The sequence below is a fragment of the Skermanella aerolata KACC 11604 genome (genome assembly GCF_000936425.1).
Classification (GTDB): Bacteria; Pseudomonadota; Alphaproteobacteria; order Azospirillales; family Azospirillaceae; genus Skermanella; species Skermanella aerolata.
In genome coordinates, this window is record NZ_AVFK01000002.1 from 372,031 (window position 1) to 387,625 (window position 15,595).

Annotated in this window: 14 protein-coding genes; 7 read left to right on the top strand and 7 right to left on the bottom strand. The window is 62.5% G+C overall.

Annotated features, from left to right (window positions below; genetic code table 11):
- Nucleotides 1-218: 218 nt before the first annotated feature.
- Nucleotides 219-512 carry a hypothetical protein gene (locus tag N826_RS04710; protein ID WP_044426214.1) on the top strand — a complete coding sequence of 98 codons (294 nt, stop codon included), beginning with the start codon at nt 219-221 and terminating at the stop codon, nt 510-512.
- Nucleotides 513-537: 25 nt separating this feature from the next.
- On the opposite strand, the gene N826_RS04715 is transcribed toward N826_RS04710, so the two are convergent.
- From N826_RS04715 to N826_RS04725, 3 genes are read right to left on the bottom strand one after another with little or no spacing between them, the layout of a single operon-like run.
- Entirely contained in the window at nt 538-1,188 is a 651-nt protein-coding gene (locus N826_RS04715; RefSeq protein WP_044426216.1) for a 2-dehydro-3-deoxy-6-phosphogalactonate aldolase, read from the bottom strand.
- Complete coding sequence (locus N826_RS04720) at nt 1,185-2,174, bottom strand: 2-dehydro-3-deoxygalactonokinase (protein ID WP_244619420.1); 990 nt, start codon at nt 2,172-2,174, stop codon at nt 1,185-1,187. Before N826_RS04720 ends, N826_RS04715 begins: the two co-directional genes overlap by 4 nt.
- Entirely contained in the window at nt 2,171-2,995 is an 825-nt protein-coding gene (locus N826_RS04725; RefSeq protein ID WP_044426381.1) for an IclR family transcriptional regulator, read from the bottom strand. The genes N826_RS04720 and N826_RS04725 overlap by 4 nt, the downstream gene beginning before the upstream one ends.
- Nucleotides 2,996-3,186: 191 nt before the next feature.
- Here N826_RS04725 and N826_RS04730 point away from each other — a divergent pair, with 191 nt between their 5' ends.
- Nucleotides 3,187-4,344 (top strand): PQQ-dependent sugar dehydrogenase, encoded by a 1,158-nt coding sequence (locus N826_RS04730; protein ID WP_052830831.1) that lies wholly within the window; start codon nt 3,187-3,189, stop codon nt 4,342-4,344.
- A 66-nt stretch (nt 4,345-4,410) separates the two neighbouring features.
- On the opposite strand, the gene N826_RS04735 is transcribed toward N826_RS04730, so the two are convergent.
- Nucleotides 4,411-5,769, bottom strand: a complete 1,359-nt coding sequence (locus N826_RS04735) for a globin-coupled sensor protein (protein ID WP_052830832.1) — start codon at nt 5,767-5,769, stop codon at nt 4,411-4,413.
- A 441-nt stretch (nt 5,770-6,210) separates the two neighbouring features.
- Between N826_RS04735 and N826_RS04745 the strand changes: the two genes are divergently transcribed.
- Entirely contained in the window at nt 6,211-8,439 is a 2,229-nt protein-coding gene (locus N826_RS04745) for an SUV3 domain-containing protein (protein WP_052830833.1), read from the top strand.
- A gap of 676 nt (nt 8,440-9,115) precedes the next feature.
- Here N826_RS04745 and N826_RS04750 read toward each other — a convergent pair.
- Entirely contained in the window at nt 9,116-9,307 is a 192-nt protein-coding gene (locus tag N826_RS04750) for a hypothetical protein (RefSeq protein ID WP_044426220.1), read from the bottom strand.
- Nucleotides 9,308-9,495: 188 nt separating this feature from the next.
- Here N826_RS04750 and N826_RS04755 point away from each other — a divergent pair, with 188 nt between their 5' ends.
- The gene (locus tag N826_RS04755; protein WP_052830851.1) at nt 9,496-9,732 is read left to right on the top strand and encodes a DUF6460 domain-containing protein; all 237 of its coding nucleotides are present in this window, start codon (nt 9,496-9,498) and stop codon (nt 9,730-9,732) included.
- A 446-nt stretch (nt 9,733-10,178) separates the two neighbouring features.
- Here the strand turns inward: N826_RS04755 and hisI are convergent, their stop codons facing one another.
- Both hisI and metC read right to left on the bottom strand, forming a co-directional pair.
- Nucleotides 10,179-10,589 carry a phosphoribosyl-AMP cyclohydrolase gene (gene hisI, locus N826_RS04760; RefSeq protein ID WP_044426222.1) on the bottom strand — a complete coding sequence of 137 codons (411 nt, stop codon included), beginning with the start codon at nt 10,587-10,589 and terminating at the stop codon, nt 10,179-10,181.
- Entirely contained in the window at nt 10,586-11,761 is a 1,176-nt protein-coding gene (metC, locus tag N826_RS04765) for a cystathionine beta-lyase (RefSeq protein WP_044426223.1), read from the bottom strand. Before metC ends, hisI begins: the two co-directional genes overlap by 4 nt.
- 339 nt (nt 11,762-12,100) lie before the next feature.
- Here metC and N826_RS04770 point away from each other — a divergent pair, with 339 nt between their 5' ends.
- The 3 genes from N826_RS04770 to N826_RS04780 all read left to right on the top strand — a co-directional run bounded on the left by N826_RS04770 (nt 12,101) and on the right by N826_RS04780 (nt 15,591).
- Nucleotides 12,101-13,126: an amino acid ABC transporter substrate-binding protein gene (locus N826_RS04770; RefSeq protein WP_044426224.1), complete on the top strand. Its 1,026-nt coding sequence runs from the start codon at nt 12,101-12,103 to the stop codon at nt 13,124-13,126.
- 132 nt (nt 13,127-13,258) lie between these two features.
- Complete coding sequence (locus N826_RS04775) at nt 13,259-14,449, top strand: amino acid ABC transporter permease (RefSeq protein WP_044426388.1); 1,191 nt, start codon at nt 13,259-13,261, stop codon at nt 14,447-14,449.
- Nucleotides 14,450-14,451: 2 nt separating this feature from the next.
- Nucleotides 14,452-15,591, top strand: a complete 1,140-nt coding sequence (locus N826_RS04780) for an amino acid ABC transporter permease (RefSeq protein WP_044426225.1) — start codon at nt 14,452-14,454, stop codon at nt 15,589-15,591.
- The last annotated feature ends 4 nt before the right edge of the window (nt 15,592-15,595 follow it).

A 15,595-nucleotide genomic window follows, 5' to 3' on the forward strand; every position in this document is an offset into this window, starting at 1 on the left:
AACACCATATGCCGCAATGCGGTACGCCGCTGTCTATTCAAAATCGACCTTTGGCGAAATCGGCTAGCCTTGCCGCCTCAGGCACGGCAAACTACCTGGGGCGACAGAATGTCGCAGACCAAGCGCATACAAGATTAAGTCCGGAGGCAGAACCGCCCGGCCGAAGGATCGCGAACAACAAAAAGAACGAGGGCGCTTCTCTGGGGAGGACACCGTCTATGGGGATCGTCGTTCAACTGGGTCAGGACCAGGGCATTCCAGAACTGGCTGAAAAGGTGGCGGGCGCCTGCCGCAATCGCCTGCTCGAACGGAAGGCCGTCGCCGTATCCTTCAACCACATCAGCGAACAACTGGGCACCGACCCGCGCCTGATCCAAAAGGCCGTGACATGGCTGGAGGGGCAGGGGCGTATCGAAATCCGCTCGTTCCGACTACGCTCCCGCCCCCACGTGACTATCCCGGCAGTGTGCCGAATCGACGACGTCAACCTTTGTCCTTCCGCCGAGGAGTAAGCCCGCCGGAAAGTAAGCAAAGGCCTTATCGAGCCTTCAGCCTGCTCCAGGCCGTGACGAAGCGATTGGCCCGTTCAGCGACCTCCGCCACGGTCATCCCGGGCGTGTAAAGTGCCGATCCCAGCCCGAACCCGGCGACACCGGCGTCGTGGTAGTCCGTCATGGTGTCCGGCGAGATGCCGCCCACCGGCAGCAGCCGGACATCCGGGGGAAGTACCGCCCGCATCGCCTTCACGATCTTCGGGCCGATCAGTTCGGCGGGGAACAGCTTCAACGCGTCGGCCCCTGCCTTCAGCGCGGAGAAGGCTTCGGTCGGAGTCGTAATACCGGGCAGGCTGACCATGCCGCGCGCCTTGGCGGCCCGGATGATCTCGGCATCGGCATGGGGCATCACGACCAGCTCTGCGCCCAGATCGGAAAGTCTCGATACCTGCTCCACCGTCATCACCGTCCCGGCCCCGACCAGCGCATCGGCCGGCAGCAGCTTGCGGATCGATGCGATGCTGTCGAACGGCTGGGGCGAGTTGAGCGGCACCTCGATCAGGCGAAAGCCGCGCTCGTACAGTGCCTGCGCCGTGTCTTCCGCTTCGGTAGGCGTCAGGCCGCGCAGGATCGCTACCAGCGGCAGGGTGGCGAAGGCGGTGTCGATCCGTGCGGCCAGGGGAGTGCCGGTCATGGGATGGTCGCTCCTTCGGAGGAATTGGGCGTGACAAGTCCGGCCGAGACGGCGAACTGAAAGAGGCCGCGTGGGGCCGTGTTGTCGAGCTTGGCAGCCGGCCGGACGCCCAGCACAGCGAGAGCGCTGACATAGCGGTCGCATAGGGCGTCTTCGCCGATCAGGACAAGCGGTGTATCGGAGTCGAGGGTGTCCCGGACAAGGGCAAGACCCGAAACCAGTTCGTTCCCGATCAGCAGCCCCGACAGATAATCCTTCAGCGCGTCCGCCGGCAGCCGGCGTGTCAGGCCAAGCGTGCGGGCCGCGAAGATCTGATGCGCCAAGTCCCCGGTGGAGCCGTTGCGCGCGGCTTCGACCCCGGCGGTAAAGGCGGCCTCGCGCGTCTCGGCGCCGCTATCGGTACCCTTCGGCATCAGCCGGCCGAGAATCGAGTGCCTGGTCAGAACAGCGAACAGCTCGCCCGTCATATAGGTGGCGAAGCGGACGATCCTGCCGTCGCTGACCTGGACCCATTTGGAGTGGGTGCCGGGCAATGCCACGCAGGCGCGGGCTGAGAATTCCGGATTGTCCGCAAGCGCGCCGGCGATCTGGATCTCTTCGCCCCGCATCACGTCGGGCGTGTCGTCCGCCGGGTCGAAGATGACGCCGGGCGCAATCAGCAGGCGGACCCCGGCGGCGCTCTCCACGGTTACGGCACTTCCGGCCAGCGTCGCAGTATCGGCCGGGCAGCGGACATAGGGTGCTTCGGCCCAGCCCTGGGCGCTGCCGACCATGCCGCCGGCGACGACGGGCAGCTTCGGAGACCGGTTCAGCCACTCGCCGCATAACGCGCTGAATACCTGCTCGAACCCGGCGGCGCCCGGTACAGGCAGGTTCTGGATGCCGTGCCCGTTGGAGCGCCGTTCCAGTACCCGGCCTTTCCCATCCATCAGATAAGCCCGCAGGCTCGACGTTCCCCAATCGAGCGCTATCAAGGCGGCCGTCATTCCGGCTTCCATCCCAGTTCCTTTGAAATCGCCTCGGCGGTGGCGCGGACGACCGGACCAAGTTCCGCCATGCGGTCATCCGGCATGTAGGGCACGGCACTAGCGACGCTGACCGCCGCCACCACCTGGTCGCGGACATCCCGCACGGGAGCGCCGACGCATCGGATGCCGATCTCGTTTTCCTCCAGGTCGAAAGACCAGCCCCGATCGACATAGCTTGCCATCCGCCGCTCGAATTCCGGCCACGGGGCCAGAGGCGGACGGTCCTGTGAGGGACGGTCCGGCATCCCTACCTCGGAGTCGACCGCACGTTCGTAATACTGCCGCCACTTGTCGCGCGGCAGCCCAAGCAGCAGGCCCTTTCCAAGAGAGGTCGACGCCAGGGCCATCCGCCGGCCGACGCGCGACCTCATCTCCAGTCCGCGTGTGCCGGCGATCTTGTCCAGGTAGAACACATCGCCGTCTTCAAGGACGCCAAGATGGACCGTGTCGCCGGTGCGCATCGCCAACGCCTCGATATGCGGGCGGGCGAGTGCTATCAGCGGACGCTGCTCGAGCGCTTTCATGCCGAGTTGGATCAGCTTCGGGCCCAGCAGGTAGCCTTTGTAGGGAATGTGAAGCAGATATCTTTCGGCAACCAGGCTGTTGAGCATCCTGTGGGTCGTGCTTCTCGGTGTTCCCAGGCGGGATGCGATGCCCTTGACGTCGCCGATGCCGTCGGCCACGCATTCCAGCAACGCCAGCCCGCGGAGCAGTGTCTGCGTTCCGGTTCCCTGCTGTTTTTCAGGCCGTTCCAGAACTCCCGCTTGATCGCCCGCCATCGTTGCCGTTCCGTCGCCGCATTCCCGGATGTCGATCGTATGCACGGAGCGATGATGCGTCAAATAGGTTTCTTAATGTCCAGATAGTGGGATAATCGGATTGAAGTTGAAGTTCGATGCCTGTTGCTCAACCCGCTTTGGCCCATAACTACAGTTTCCTGAAGAACGCAAAGTCCAGGAGACTACAACCGATGCCCAACGTCTCTCCGGTTACCGCTGCCTTGGCTCTGGCGATGACTACGCTGGCCGCCTCCGGTCCAGCACTCGCCATGGACAAGGTCATAAGTACCGAAAAGGTGGAAATCCATGTCACCACCTTCGCCGACGGCTTGACGGAACCCTGGGGAATGGCTGCCCTTCCCGATGGAGGCTTCCTGGTAACGGAGAAGGAGGGTGATCTTCGTCATGTCACGGCCGACGGCAAGTTGTCGGAACCGTTGACCGGCGTGCCCGAAGTGGACAACAGGGGGCAGGGCGGTCTGCTCGACGTGGCAGTAGATCCGCAGTTCCGGCAGAACCGGCTGGTATATATAAGCTATTCCGAACTGGGAGAGGGCGGCAACTCGACTGCCGTGGCGCGCGGGGCGCTCAGTGCGGACGGCAGCGCCCTCAACGATCTCAAGGTGATCTTCTCACAGAAGCCGAAGGTGCGGAGTACCAAGCATTACGGGTCCAGGCTGGTCTTCGACCGGGAGGGTCACCTGTTCATCGGCCTCGGCGAACGGTCGGAGGAACAGTTCCGCACCCAGGCGCAGGACCTCGACTCCCATCTCGGGAAAGTCGTCCGGATCTACCCGGACGGATCCGTGCCGGACGACAATCCCTTCGTGAACCGCCCCGGCGCCTTGCCGGAGATCTGGTCCTACGGCCACCGGAACATCCAGGGCGCGGCGCTGAACCCCGCGACGGGCGAGTTGTGGGTTAACGAGCACGGTCCTCGCGGCGGCGACGAGGTCAACCGGCCCCAGGCGGGCAAGAATTATGGCTGGCCCGTGGTCTCGAACGGCGTCAATTACGACGGCTCGCCCGTCGGCACCGGCAAGCAGCAAGCTGAGGGCATGGAAGACCCTCTTTACCAATGGACGCCGGTGATCGGCGCGTCCGGCATGCTCTTCTACACGGGAGACGCATTCCCCGAGTGGAAGGGCAGCCTGCTCAATGGCGGACTGGTAGCGAAGGATGTCGTTCGCCTGGAACTGGACGGCTCCCGCGTCGAACACGAGGAGCGCTTGTTCGGTGGCCTTGGCGAGCGCATCCGGGCGGTCATACAAGGCAACAAGGGCGATCTGTATCTGCTGACCGACGAATCGGACGGAGAAATCCTCCGCGTCGCGCCAGCGGAAGGCTGAGGCGACGCAGCAGATTCCACGAACTGCAAACTCCCGGAACTGCGGTCCGGCGGCCTCGACCGCCGGTCAGCTTGCCTTGATGGATTTGAGGAAGGTATCGACCTCGTTCTGAAGGGCGACCGACTGGCTGTTCAGATTGCCGGCGGCCTGCTGAACGTGGACCAGGGCATGGCCGGTTTCGGTGGAAGCCGCCGTTACACCCGAGATGTTGAGAGCGACCTCGCGGGTGCCGGCGGCGGCCTGATCCACGTTGCGGGCGATTTCCCGGGTTGCCGCCGCCTGTTCTTCCACGGCGGCCGCGATCAGGGTGCAGATCTCGTTCATGTCGGACACGCCGGACAGCACGCTCTTGATCGCACCGATCGCGCCGTCGGTCACCGTCTGCATCTCCGTCACCTGACCCTTGATGTCGCCCGTAGCACGAGCGGTTTGGGTGGCGAGTTGCTTGACCTCGTTGGCGACGACCGCAAAGCCCTTGCCCGCTTCGCCGGCCCGGGCGGCTTCGATCGTCGCGTTCAGCGCCAGCAGGTTCGTCTGATTGGCGATGTCGTTGATCAGGCCGACCACGGTACCGATATTGTTCGCGGCACTTGCCAGAGCCGCCAGCAACTCGTTGGTCCTGGCTCCGTCCGCCACCGCGCGGTTCGACAGGTCCGACGACCGGGTGACCTGGACGGTGATTTCGCGGATAGACGTGGAAAGCTCCTCCGCCGCGGACGCGACGGTCTGGACGTTCTGACTTGCTTGCTCGGCGGCGGCGGCAACCGCAATCGCCTGCCGGTTGGTCTCTTCGGCCGAGGCGGACATGGTATCGGCGGTTATCGAGAGTTCGTCCGCCTTGCCGTTGACATTCTGGACGATGCCGAGCACCGATCCGCTGAAATCGGCGGCAAGCTGGTCCATTTTCCGGTCAAGCGTCGCCTTGTTCTCTTCAAGGTAGACGCTGATCGCCAGGTCCATGTCGAGCATGACCGCCTGGTTGATGGCCCTGAGAAGGGACGCCAGTTTCTGCCGGGCGGCTTCCGGGTGCAGCATGCTTCGATGTTGGCGGGTCGCCGCATCCAGCAGAATGCTGAGGGTAAAGGTATAACCGCCGATATACCATCGCGGTTCAAGGCCGATGCGGCTATGTGTCAGTCCGACCTTCTTCACCGAGGCGAAGTAGTCCGCATCGAAACGTCCGGAGAAGAGCTTCATCCAGTGATCGAACTGGGCTGACTTGGCGTGGCTTACCCGGCTGTCGCTGGAAAAGAACTTCATCATCTCAGGGTGTTTCCTGAGGTGAGAATAAAAGGCGTCGAGGATCGACGGCAGCAATTCCTTGAGCGCAGGCACGAATTCGCCAAGGGCCTTGCGCGTCTCGTCATCGATCATCAGGAAGTTCAACCGCTGCATTTCGTCATGGTTCATGCCGACCGCTGACATCAAACACATCCTTAAGTTAGCTCGCCGATATTCACGAGGCTCTTCTCGATTGGGTTAGTGTCCCTACTTTTCGAAGGGAAATTTGCTCCAATGAGATAGAAATATCTATAAAACTTTTTGGATATTGCAATGCTGGACCTATCCAGTTCGATACAGATCACTAAAGGCCGAAAGATGCATTGTCCGACCAAAGCAATGAACATGATGGACCTTTGAAGTTTCATGTCGTTGTTTTGAACTTTACGGACCTGACGGTGCCCGCCCTTCTTCTCGATCAAGGGCCCTTCGTCTCGTTCAAGGCATGGAACCTTGAACGTTGGAACAAGAAACCCCCTGCAGGCCTCAAATCTCTCCCAGTTCGGATGAACTCAACGTCGCTAGTTGACCTTGTGGCGTGGCTGCACGCATGTTCGCCGCTGAATGAAGTTCTGGAGCCGCCGAATGGCCGACCACCCGGAAGCGCCTGCGGCGCCTGCCGAAGCCGATCCCGATCTGATCCACGAAATCGCACGCCATCATCCCGATTGCCTGACCCTTGCGGACGCCGGTCTTGCCCGCATTGAACGAGCGGAGCAGGTCGGGCTGGCTCCGCTGGGGCTGCCTCTGCCCCGGGGCAAGCGAGACCTGCTGGTGCCCGCGGCACGGCGTGAAGCCATCGTCCGGGAGATACTGGGGCAACTCGACCGGCAACTGCGGCGGAACGGCTTGCTGGAGACGGCAAGACGCGTGCTCGACGGTGCGCATATCTCGCTTCATCCCGGCGATGCACGGGATCGGGTCAAGCTGGTCATGACGGACGAGATGCCGTGGACAGGGATGACGCAGCCGATCCGCTTCGCGGTCTCCCGTACGATCGACGTCGACGAATTGAGCGGCCTGCACGAGGCCGACCTGCACAGGTTCCTGAACGCCGACGCCGCCCTGATCGAACGCCTGCACGAGGATGCCGGCCGTCTCGCCGAAAGGCTCTGGATCTATACCGAAGAGGCGGGGACACCCGACGACGGCTGGACCTTCGGCAGTCTATGCGACCGTCTGGTTCGGGCGGGGCGCAATCATCAGGACGCCGACGAGATCCTGCGCCGCTGGGACCGGGAATACGATATCTGGCGACGCGGCCGGGCTGAAGCGCGCGGGCGCGCCTTTGTGGACCGCCACTTCGATTTCTCCCGCTTCGAACGTCTGTTCCCGGTGGCGCGCGGCATGGCCCGCCGCTTGGTCCTGGTGGTGGGACCGACCAACTCCGGAAAGACCCATCGGGCACTGGAGGCTCTCAGGGAGGCACGCTCGGGCCTCTATCTGGCGCCGCTGCGCCTGCTCGCCCTTGAGGTCGCCGATCGCTTGAACCGGGATGGGACGCCGACGACGCTGCTGACCGGCGAGGAGGAGGCGAGAGTGCCGGATGCCCGGCACCTCTCATCGACCATCGAGATGCTCGATCCGGACCGGCCGGTCGATGTCGCCGTGATCGACGAGATACAGATGCTGGCGGACCCCGACCGGGGCTGGGCCTGGACATCGGCCTTGATGGGGGTGCCTGCCGGCACCGTGTACCTCCTGGGTGCGCCCGAGGCCCGATCCCTGGTCGAAAGGGTGGCGGCGCATCTGGGCGAGCCGCTGGAGATCGTCGAGCTTGAGCGCAAGACGCCTCTCCGGATGATCGAGCGTAGGCTTGAGTGGGACGATGTCGAGCGAGGCGATGCGCTGATCGCGTTTTCCCGCCGCGATGTCCATCTGATCCGCGACGCCGTCCAGTCCCGCGATCTGACGGCGGCCCTGCTTTACGGAGCCTTGGCGCCGGAGGTCAGGCGACGGGAAGCGGAGCGGTTCCTGTCGGGGGAGGTTGACGTCGTCGTGGCGACCGATGCCATCGGCATGGGACTGAACCTGCCGGTCCGGCGTGTCCTGTTCACGGCGCTGGAAAAATTCGACGGCACTGCTGTTCGGCCGCTTTCCGCGGGAGAAGTTCGCCAGATCGCGGGACGCGCCGGACGCTTCGGCCAGTTCGAGACGGGTGAGTTCGGTGTGGTCGCCCGCAATACGCCGCAGGCTTTGCGCACCCTTCTGGGGCGCCCCGATCCACGCCTGGGGCCGAAGACGGCCCTTACCGTCCGGCCGACTCGTGGCATGCTGGCGCGCCTTGCGGATTACAGCGGCACGTCGGAACTGGCCCTCCTGCTCGATTGGTTCTCGGCGGCGAAAACCGATGGTTCGCCCTATGCCGTGTCCGAACTGGCACCATTGCGGCGGCATGCGGCGTTGCTGGACGAGCGTTCTCTGATTTTCGCGGACAAGCTGAACCTGCTGTTCATTCCGGCCGACCTGGAGAAGGAAGCGGAGGCCCGGCTGTTCACGACGATCGTACAGGCGGTCGAACGTCGTGAGGCGATGGCTGTCGGGCATGTCGTTCCGGCTCGGACCGAGGGGCTGGACGATCAGGCGCTGGAGGACCTTTCGCGTGCCTGCGATCTCTATTATTGGGCATCGCGCCGTTTTCCGGACCTTTTTCCGGATCGCGCCATCGTTGCACAGCGCAGGGCCGCCCTTTCCTCCCGCCTTGGCGAGCTTCTGGCGTCCCGGGCACGCCGCCAGCGCGATCCAGGTCACGGGCGGCCGAAGCAAGGCTTTCGCGGTGCGCCGCGCAAGCGTTTTGGACCGAAGCGGCGCTGAGGAACGATGCCGCCGGGCTGCGTGACCGGTCCTCGCCGGCTCTTCGGAGGAACCTTCATGTTCGTAATATACGGGGGAGAGCCCGGCCAAGGCCTGTCCAGGTCGTTCGGATAAGCATCTGCACCAACCATGCTTAGATGGCTGGCTGTTTTGTAGTCAGTGATGTGGCTGGAAGGCTCGGATGCAACTACTCTGGGATCACGAAAGTATTGCTGGGAGTGTTGTGTCTATGGCACACGAATACTGATTTTGCACTGCTAAACTTCCACCTGAAACTAGAAAGTTTTGCTTGACAGCATCATGCGCTGAGCGTGCCTAAAAAATGTGCATTGGGTTCAAGTGGTAGGGTTTGGCTGGACGAGCGCACCTCGATCCACAGAGTTATCCCCAGATTCTGGGGATGAAAAAAGCCTGAATGGAAGGCAGTTGATTGATCGACGAAGTCCCCTGTCACATCCGACCTTCGACTTATGACTATTGTCTGAGAACGTGGGCTGTCTAACTCGGGATGGCGCGGGAGGTGGCAGGGCGTTTGGCTTGCCGGCGATGGTCAGGATCCAGCCGTCACAGGCATGGATTTTGCCGGCATCAGCAGCAAATAATTCGGGTAAATTAGCCTAATTTGCGAGATCAGGACATAAGTCCGATGCTGGGTGTCCGAGCTGGAAACTGGCGGCTATTCGTACCGGCTCAGGCAGCCGTGATGACGGCTCAGTGCTCCCTTTACGCTTTGCCAGATCTCCCGGCCCTCGCGGTCGCCATTCGCATCGGCATCTTCCGCGCGCGCCTCGGCCTGACTGACGGCTTGACGACCGTAGCGGCCGATAAGCAGGTTCGCGACAGCCCAATGCTCGTGTTCCACCACCATGCCATCTCCTATTGCCGTGTAACCCGGCTTATCCATGACTTCCGCAGTGCTACTCCTTTAAAACAGTCTGGCTGCATCAACTATTCCGCAGGTCGGTGGTTTTTTTCTCGTACGCGGATACCGATCTGACAGCGGTTCACCGTCACGGTGCATGATGGAACCTGGAATAGATGGAGCGTTTCGGCCCGATGAGTTGGATCATCAGAATTCTCGTACTCTCACTGATCGTCGGGTTGGCCATATCGTTCTTCGATATCAATCCCATGGGGATACTGAACGATACCTGGGACACGGTGCTTGCCGTAGGAGGACTGTTCAAGGGAGTGGCGGACTGGGCGTTGCCCTACATCCTGGTCGGGGCCGTCGTCGTCGTGCCGATCGCGCTGATCAGTGCGCTGCTGCGCTACCTCCGTCGGCCGCGCTGAAAGCCGATAGGAGAATGTGACAAACCTGTGATGTCCCGCGTGCGCAGTGTCGGCAACCGCCGGGTCCAGATAAATTAACCATGCGACCGGGTTATGACCGGATCCCCGATGAGTGCATCGAGGACGAGGTTGGTTCGCATCCTCTACTCATCGCGCATTCGCCTCAGGGTGACAGCTAGCCTGTCACCTCTTTTTTGGCTGCAATTTACTTGTGCGCTTCTAATCATGAGCGTTGGGCGCGAAATAAAAAAAGCCAGAGGTTCTTGAAGAACCCCTGGCTCAAAGGCGATTACAGGGAGGGTTAGAGACAAGAGTGTTTCTATCTCACACCCTGGGGGGCTACGTTGATCTAGATCAAAGGAAAGGAGACTTCCAAAATTTTTTGGAAAAGCCCACGAAGATTACCCTTTCCAAAGCCTTAAAAATCTCACTCGAAACATTTCGACTTACTGCGGATCGCGAGGTCCGTAGAGCCGTTCGGGTGGAGATTCGACATCCAGGATAGTGGTGACGCCGCCATCCCTGACGGCGCGATAGAAGCAGCTGCGCCGTCCGGTATGGCAGGCCACGCCCTCCTGGTCGACCAGCAGCAGCAGGGTATCGCCGTCGCAATCGACGCGCAGTTCCTTCAGGTGCTGGACCTGCCCCGAGGTCTCGCCCTTTCGCCACAGTCCCGCGCGGGACCGGGAGTAATAGCAAACCCGGCCGGTGCCCAGCGTTTCGGCAATGGCATCCCGGTTCATCCAGGCCATCATCAGCACTTCGCCGGTATCGTGCTGCTGCGCTATCGCCGGGACCAGTCCGTCGGCATTGAAGCTGACGAGGGCCAGCAATTCGTCATGCGTAGTCGCGGTCATGCCGCCTCTCCCAGTCTGCTCAGTCCCCGCTCGAGATCCGCGATCAGGTCGCCGATGTCCTCCAGTCCCGCGTGAAGCCGGATCATCGGACCCTGGCTTTTCCAGGTGGACGCGGTGCGCAGCTTTTCCGGGTTGGCTGGAAGGATCAGGCTCTCGTAGCCGCCCCAGCTATAGCCCATGCCGAACAGCTCCATGCCGTTCAGGAATGCCGATATGGCCTGCTTGGATACCGGCTTCAGCTCCATCGCGAACAGACCGCTGGCGCCCAGGAAATCGCGCCGCCAAAGCGCATGGCCGGGATCGTCGGGCAGGGCAGGGTGGAGAACGCGCGCGACTTCCTGCCGGTTTCGGAGCCACTGGGCCAGTTCGATCCCGGTCGCCTGATGCTGGCGGAGCCGGGTGCCCATGGTTCGCAACCCGCGCAGGCCAAGATAGATGTCGTCCGGCCCGGCACAGGTGCCCAACTGCACGGCATAGCGCTTCAGCCGATGCCAAAGTTCCGGCGTGCGGGCGGTGATGACGCCCAGCATCGCGTCGGAATGGCCGACCATATACTTGGTGGCGGCATGGATCGACAAGTCGACGCCATGGTCGAACGGCCGGAAGAACAGCGGCGTCGCCCAGGTATTGTCGATCATGACGACCGCGCCCGCGTCCTTCGCCGCCGCCGCTATGGCGGGGACGTCCTGGATCTCGAAAGTCAGCGAGCCCGGCGATTCGACGAAGACGACGCGTGTGTTCGGGCGCATCAGCCGGCCGATGCCGGCGCCGATCAGCGGATCGTAGAACTCAGCCTCGACACCCATCCGCTTGAGCATGTCGGAACAGAACAGGCGGTTCGGGCCGTAGACGCTGTCGCTCACCAGAATATGGTCGCCGGCCGAGACGAAGGCCAGCAGCGCCGTCGTGATCGCGGCCAGTCCGGACGGCACCGTGACCGCCTTGTAGGCGCCTTCCAGCTCCGCGACCGCGGTTTCGAACGCCTGCGACGTCGGTGTCCCGATCCGCCCGTAGCGCACGCCCTCGAAGGAATGCCCGGCGTCCTCCAGGGATTCGACGGTCGGGAACAGCATGGTGGAGGCATGATAGACCGGCGGATTGACGATGCCATGGTTGGCGCCGGGATTGCTGCCGGCATGGGTAAGGATCGTGTCTGGCTTGACGTTTTTCATGGCTTCTGCTGAGAAAAGAGGCGTTTTAGCGAGCTGGTGCGATCAACAATCGGATAAGCTGCCGGAAGAGGAACTCCAGTCTGGCATTCCGGAACGCTCCGGCCAACCCCCGTCTAAAACGGATGGGACAGATGGGCAGGTTTTAGCTCATACTCGATCGATCGAAGCAATGATGCGTAGCGTAAAGACGGGATGGTGCGATTGGGGTCATGCACTTTTGTGGGGGCAGCTACAATCAAACGCTATTCCAAGTGGCTCAAACATTGCTAGAACTTCGTGGGGTGTGCGAACAGTTGCTCGCAAGCTCAAACTTCGAATTAAGAAACAGGGTAGGACCGAATGAAAACGAAAATTCTTGCCGCGATGGGGACCGCAGTCGCAATCGCTCTTGGGGCCAGTGCGGCTGTCGCGGGACCGACCCTGACCGCAGTGAAGCAGAAAGGGTTCGTCCAGTGCGGCGTCAATCCCGGTCTGCCCGGCTTCTCCAACCCCGACAGCCAAGGCAACTGGCAAGGCCTGGATGTCGATTTCTGCCGCGCCGTGGGTGCGGCGATCTTCGGCGACGCCAAGGCCGTCCGCTTCACGCCGCTCTCCGCCCAGCAGCGTTTCACCGCCCTTCAATCGGGCGAGATCGACATCCTGTCGCGCAATACGACCTGGTCGCTGACTCGCGACACCTCGCTGGGTCTCAACTTCGCGCCGACCACGTTCTACGACGGCCAGGGTTTCATGGTGCCGAAGTCGCTGGGCGTTTCCCACGCGACGGAACTGAACGGCGCCACCGTTTGCGTCCAGTCCGGCACCACGACCGAATTGAACCTTGCCGACTATTTCCGCAGCAAGGGCATGACCTTCCAGCCGGTCGTCATCGAGTCCTTCGACGAGGTCAATGCCGCCTTCTTCGCCGGCCGCTGCGACGTCTACACCACGGACGCTTCCGGCATGGCGTCGATCCGCTCGACCTTGGCGCCAAACCCCGACGATTACATCATCCTGCCGGAGCTGATCTCCAAGGAGCCGCTCGGCCCGGCCGTGCGCCATGGCGACGACGAGTTCTTCGACATCGTCAAGTGGGTGATCTACGCGACGATGGAAGCCGAGGAGCGGGGCATCACCTCCGCCAACGTGGATGAGCAGACGAAGAGCCAGGACCCGAACGTCCAGCGTCTGCTGGGCACCACTCCGGGCATGGGCCAGGCGCTCGGCCTGAACGAGAAGTGGGCCTACAACATCATCAAGACGGTCGGCAACTACGGCGAGATCTTCGATCGCAACGTCGGCGTCAAGACCCCGCTGAAGCTGGAGCGCGGCCTGAACGGGCTATGGACCAACGGCGGCCTGATGTACGCCCCGCCGGTCCGCTGAAGCCGGGGGAGCGGCGGTATCCAGGCTTGCGAGAACGCAGAGTCGGAAAATCGCCGCTTCCGATCCAGATCCCGGCCGTCCGCCAGGATGGCCGGGCCTTCGTTTCAACCGGGAAAGGAGTGATCGTTGGCAATCTCCAGAAATCTCGGGAACCCGGCTCCCCAGGCGCCGCGCCGTTCCCTGATCAACGATCCGAACGCCCGCGCGGTCTTCTTCCAGATACTGGTGCTCGGCGGTGTCGCACTGCTCGGCTGGTATCTGGTAACCAACGTGCTCGAAAATCTGGCGCGGCAGAACATCGCGACTGGTTTCTCGTTCCTCGACCGCGAGGCAAGTTTTGCGATCGGGGAGTCCCTGATCGCCTATTCGCCCGCCAACAGCTATAGCCATGCTTTGCTGGTCGGGTTCCTCAACACGATCAAGGTCGCGGTGCTGGGCATCGTGCTCGCCACCATTCTGGGCACCATCATCGGCATCGCCCGTCTTTCCAGCAACTTCCTGGTCGCCAAGCTGGCCTCGGCCTTCGTCGAAATCGTCCGCAACATCCCGGTGCTGCTTCAGCTCTTCTTCTGGTACGCCGTGATCGGCGAGAGCCTGCCCAATCCCCGGCAGGCCTTGAACCCGATACCCGGCGTGTTCCTCAGCAACCGCGGCATGAAGATCCCGGCGCTGGCCGACGATCCGATCTGGATCTGGGTGGGATTGTCCATCCTGGTGGCGATCGTTGGCGTCTGGTTCCTGGCGCGCTGGGCTCGGAAGCGGCAAGAGGCTACCGGCCAGCAGTTTCCGATCGTGCTCGCCTCGATCGGGGTGCTGATCGCGGTGCCGCTGCTGACATGGCTCGCCGGAGGCGCCCCCACGGCGCTCGACGTGCCGGAACTTCAGGGCTTCAACTTCCGGGGCGGCTCCAATATGAGCCCGGAATTCGCGGCGCTGCTGGTGGGCCTGACGGTCTATACGTCCAGCTTCATCGCCGAGATCGTTCGCAGCGGCATCCGGGCCGTCAATTGGGGCCAGACGGAGGCGGCATCCGCCCTGGGCCTTCACAGGGGGACGATCCTCCGTCTGGTCGTGCTGCCCCAGGCTCTGCGGATCATCGTTCCGCCGACCACCAGCCAGTACCTCAACCTGACCAAGAACAGCTCACTGGCGGTCGCCATCGGCTATCCTGACCTCGTCAGCGTCGCCAACACCACCCTGAACCAGACGGGGCAGGCGATCGAGGCGGTGGCGATCATGATGACGGTCTACCTGACCATCAGCCTCGGCATTTCGCTGTTCATGAACTGGTACAACAAGCACATAGCCCTGGTGGAGCGCTGACGATGGCAGACAACCTCTCCATTCAAGGCCACGCCACCGTGTCCGATAGCCCTTCGCCGGCAGAGATGGTCAAGCCGCCGGCGCTGGCGCTGGGGCCGCTCGGCTGGGTCAGGGCGAACCTGTTCAACAACTGGTTCAACTCGATCCTGACGATCCTGATCCTGTGGCTGGCGTACAAGGTGATCCCGCCGCTGCTGGACTGGCTGGTCTTCAACAGCGTGCTGCCGGGCGAAGGGGTGACCAACCAGACCTGCCGGGCGTCCGGCGGCGCCTGCTGGGCCTTCATCCATGAGAAATACCGGCTGATCCTGTTCGGCCTCTACCCCTACGAGGAGCAGTGGCGCCCGATCCTGGTCGTCCTGCTGATCATCGGCCTGCTCGGGTTGAGCTGTAACCGCAACTTCTGGCGGCCCTGGCTACTGGGCGTCTGGGCGGCCGGCGGCATCGTGGTGGCGACCCTGATGTGGGGCGGCATCCTGGGCCTGCCGTTCGTACCGAATACCCTGTGGGGTGGCCTGCCGCTGACGCTGATCCTGTCGGTCGTCGGCCTTGTGGTGGCCTTTCCGCTGTCGATCATGCTGGCCCTGGGACGGCGGTCGGACCTGCCGATCGTCAAGTCGCTGTGCGTGACCTATATCGAGCTGATCCGCGGCGTGCCGCTGATCACGGTGCTGTTCATGGCGTCCGTCATGTTCCCGCTGTTCCTGCCGACCGGCGTCACCATCGACAAGCTCCTGCGGGCCCAGATCGGCCTGATCCTGTTCGCGTCGGCCTATCTGGCCGAAGTGATCCGGGGCGGTCTCCAGGCGATCCCGAAGGGGCAGTACGAAGCGGCCGACAGTCTCGGCCTCAGCTATTGGCAGAAGACCGGCAAGATCATCCTGCCGCAGGCGCTGTCGATCACGATCCCGCCGCTGGTCAACACCTTCATCGGCTTCTTCAAGGACACGTCGCTGGTGATCATCATCGGCCTGTTCGACCTGATGAGTGCGTCGAAGGCGGCTTTGACCGACCCGGCATGGCGCGGCTTCTACAAGGAGTCGTACATGTTCGTGGCGTTCATCTACTTCATCTTCTGCTTCTTCATGTCGAAGTACAGCCAGTGGCTCGAAGTCCAGCTCCACCGGGGTCACAAGCGATGACCCG

Coding starts and splice junctions, on each gene's coding strand:
- N826_RS04780 (WP_044426225.1), top strand. CDS start 14,452: ATGGCAGACAACCTCTCCATTCAAGGCCACGCCACCGTGTCCGATAGC.
- N826_RS04735 (WP_052830832.1), bottom strand. CDS start 5,769: ATGTCAGCGGTCGGCATGAACCATGACGAAATGCAGCGGTTGAACTTC.
- N826_RS04720 (WP_244619420.1), bottom strand. CDS start 2,174: ATGACGGCCGCCTTGATAGCGCTCGATTGGGGAACGTCGAGCCTGCGG.
- N826_RS04755 (WP_052830851.1), top strand. CDS start 9,496: ATGAGTTGGATCATCAGAATTCTCGTACTCTCACTGATCGTCGGGTTG.
- hisI (WP_044426222.1), bottom strand. CDS start 10,589: ATGACCGCGACTACGCATGACGAATTGCTGGCCCTCGTCAGCTTCAAT.
- N826_RS04730 (WP_052830831.1), top strand. CDS start 3,187: ATGCCCAACGTCTCTCCGGTTACCGCTGCCTTGGCTCTGGCGATGACT.
- N826_RS04750 (WP_044426220.1), bottom strand. CDS start 9,307: ATGGTGGTGGAACACGAGCATTGGGCTGTCGCGAACCTGCTTATCGGC.
- metC (WP_044426223.1), bottom strand. CDS start 11,761: ATGAAAAACGTCAAGCCAGACACGATCCTTACCCATGCCGGCAGCAAT.
- N826_RS04715 (WP_044426216.1), bottom strand. CDS start 1,188: ATGACCGGCACTCCCCTGGCCGCACGGATCGACACCGCCTTCGCCACC.
- N826_RS04725 (WP_044426381.1), bottom strand. CDS start 2,995: ATGGCGGGCGATCAAGCGGGAGTTCTGGAACGGCCTGAAAAACAGCAG.
- N826_RS04770 (WP_044426224.1), top strand. CDS start 12,101: ATGAAAACGAAAATTCTTGCCGCGATGGGGACCGCAGTCGCAATCGCT.
- N826_RS04710 (WP_044426214.1), top strand. CDS start 219: ATGGGGATCGTCGTTCAACTGGGTCAGGACCAGGGCATTCCAGAACTG.
- N826_RS04745 (WP_052830833.1), top strand. CDS start 6,211: ATGGCCGACCACCCGGAAGCGCCTGCGGCGCCTGCCGAAGCCGATCCC.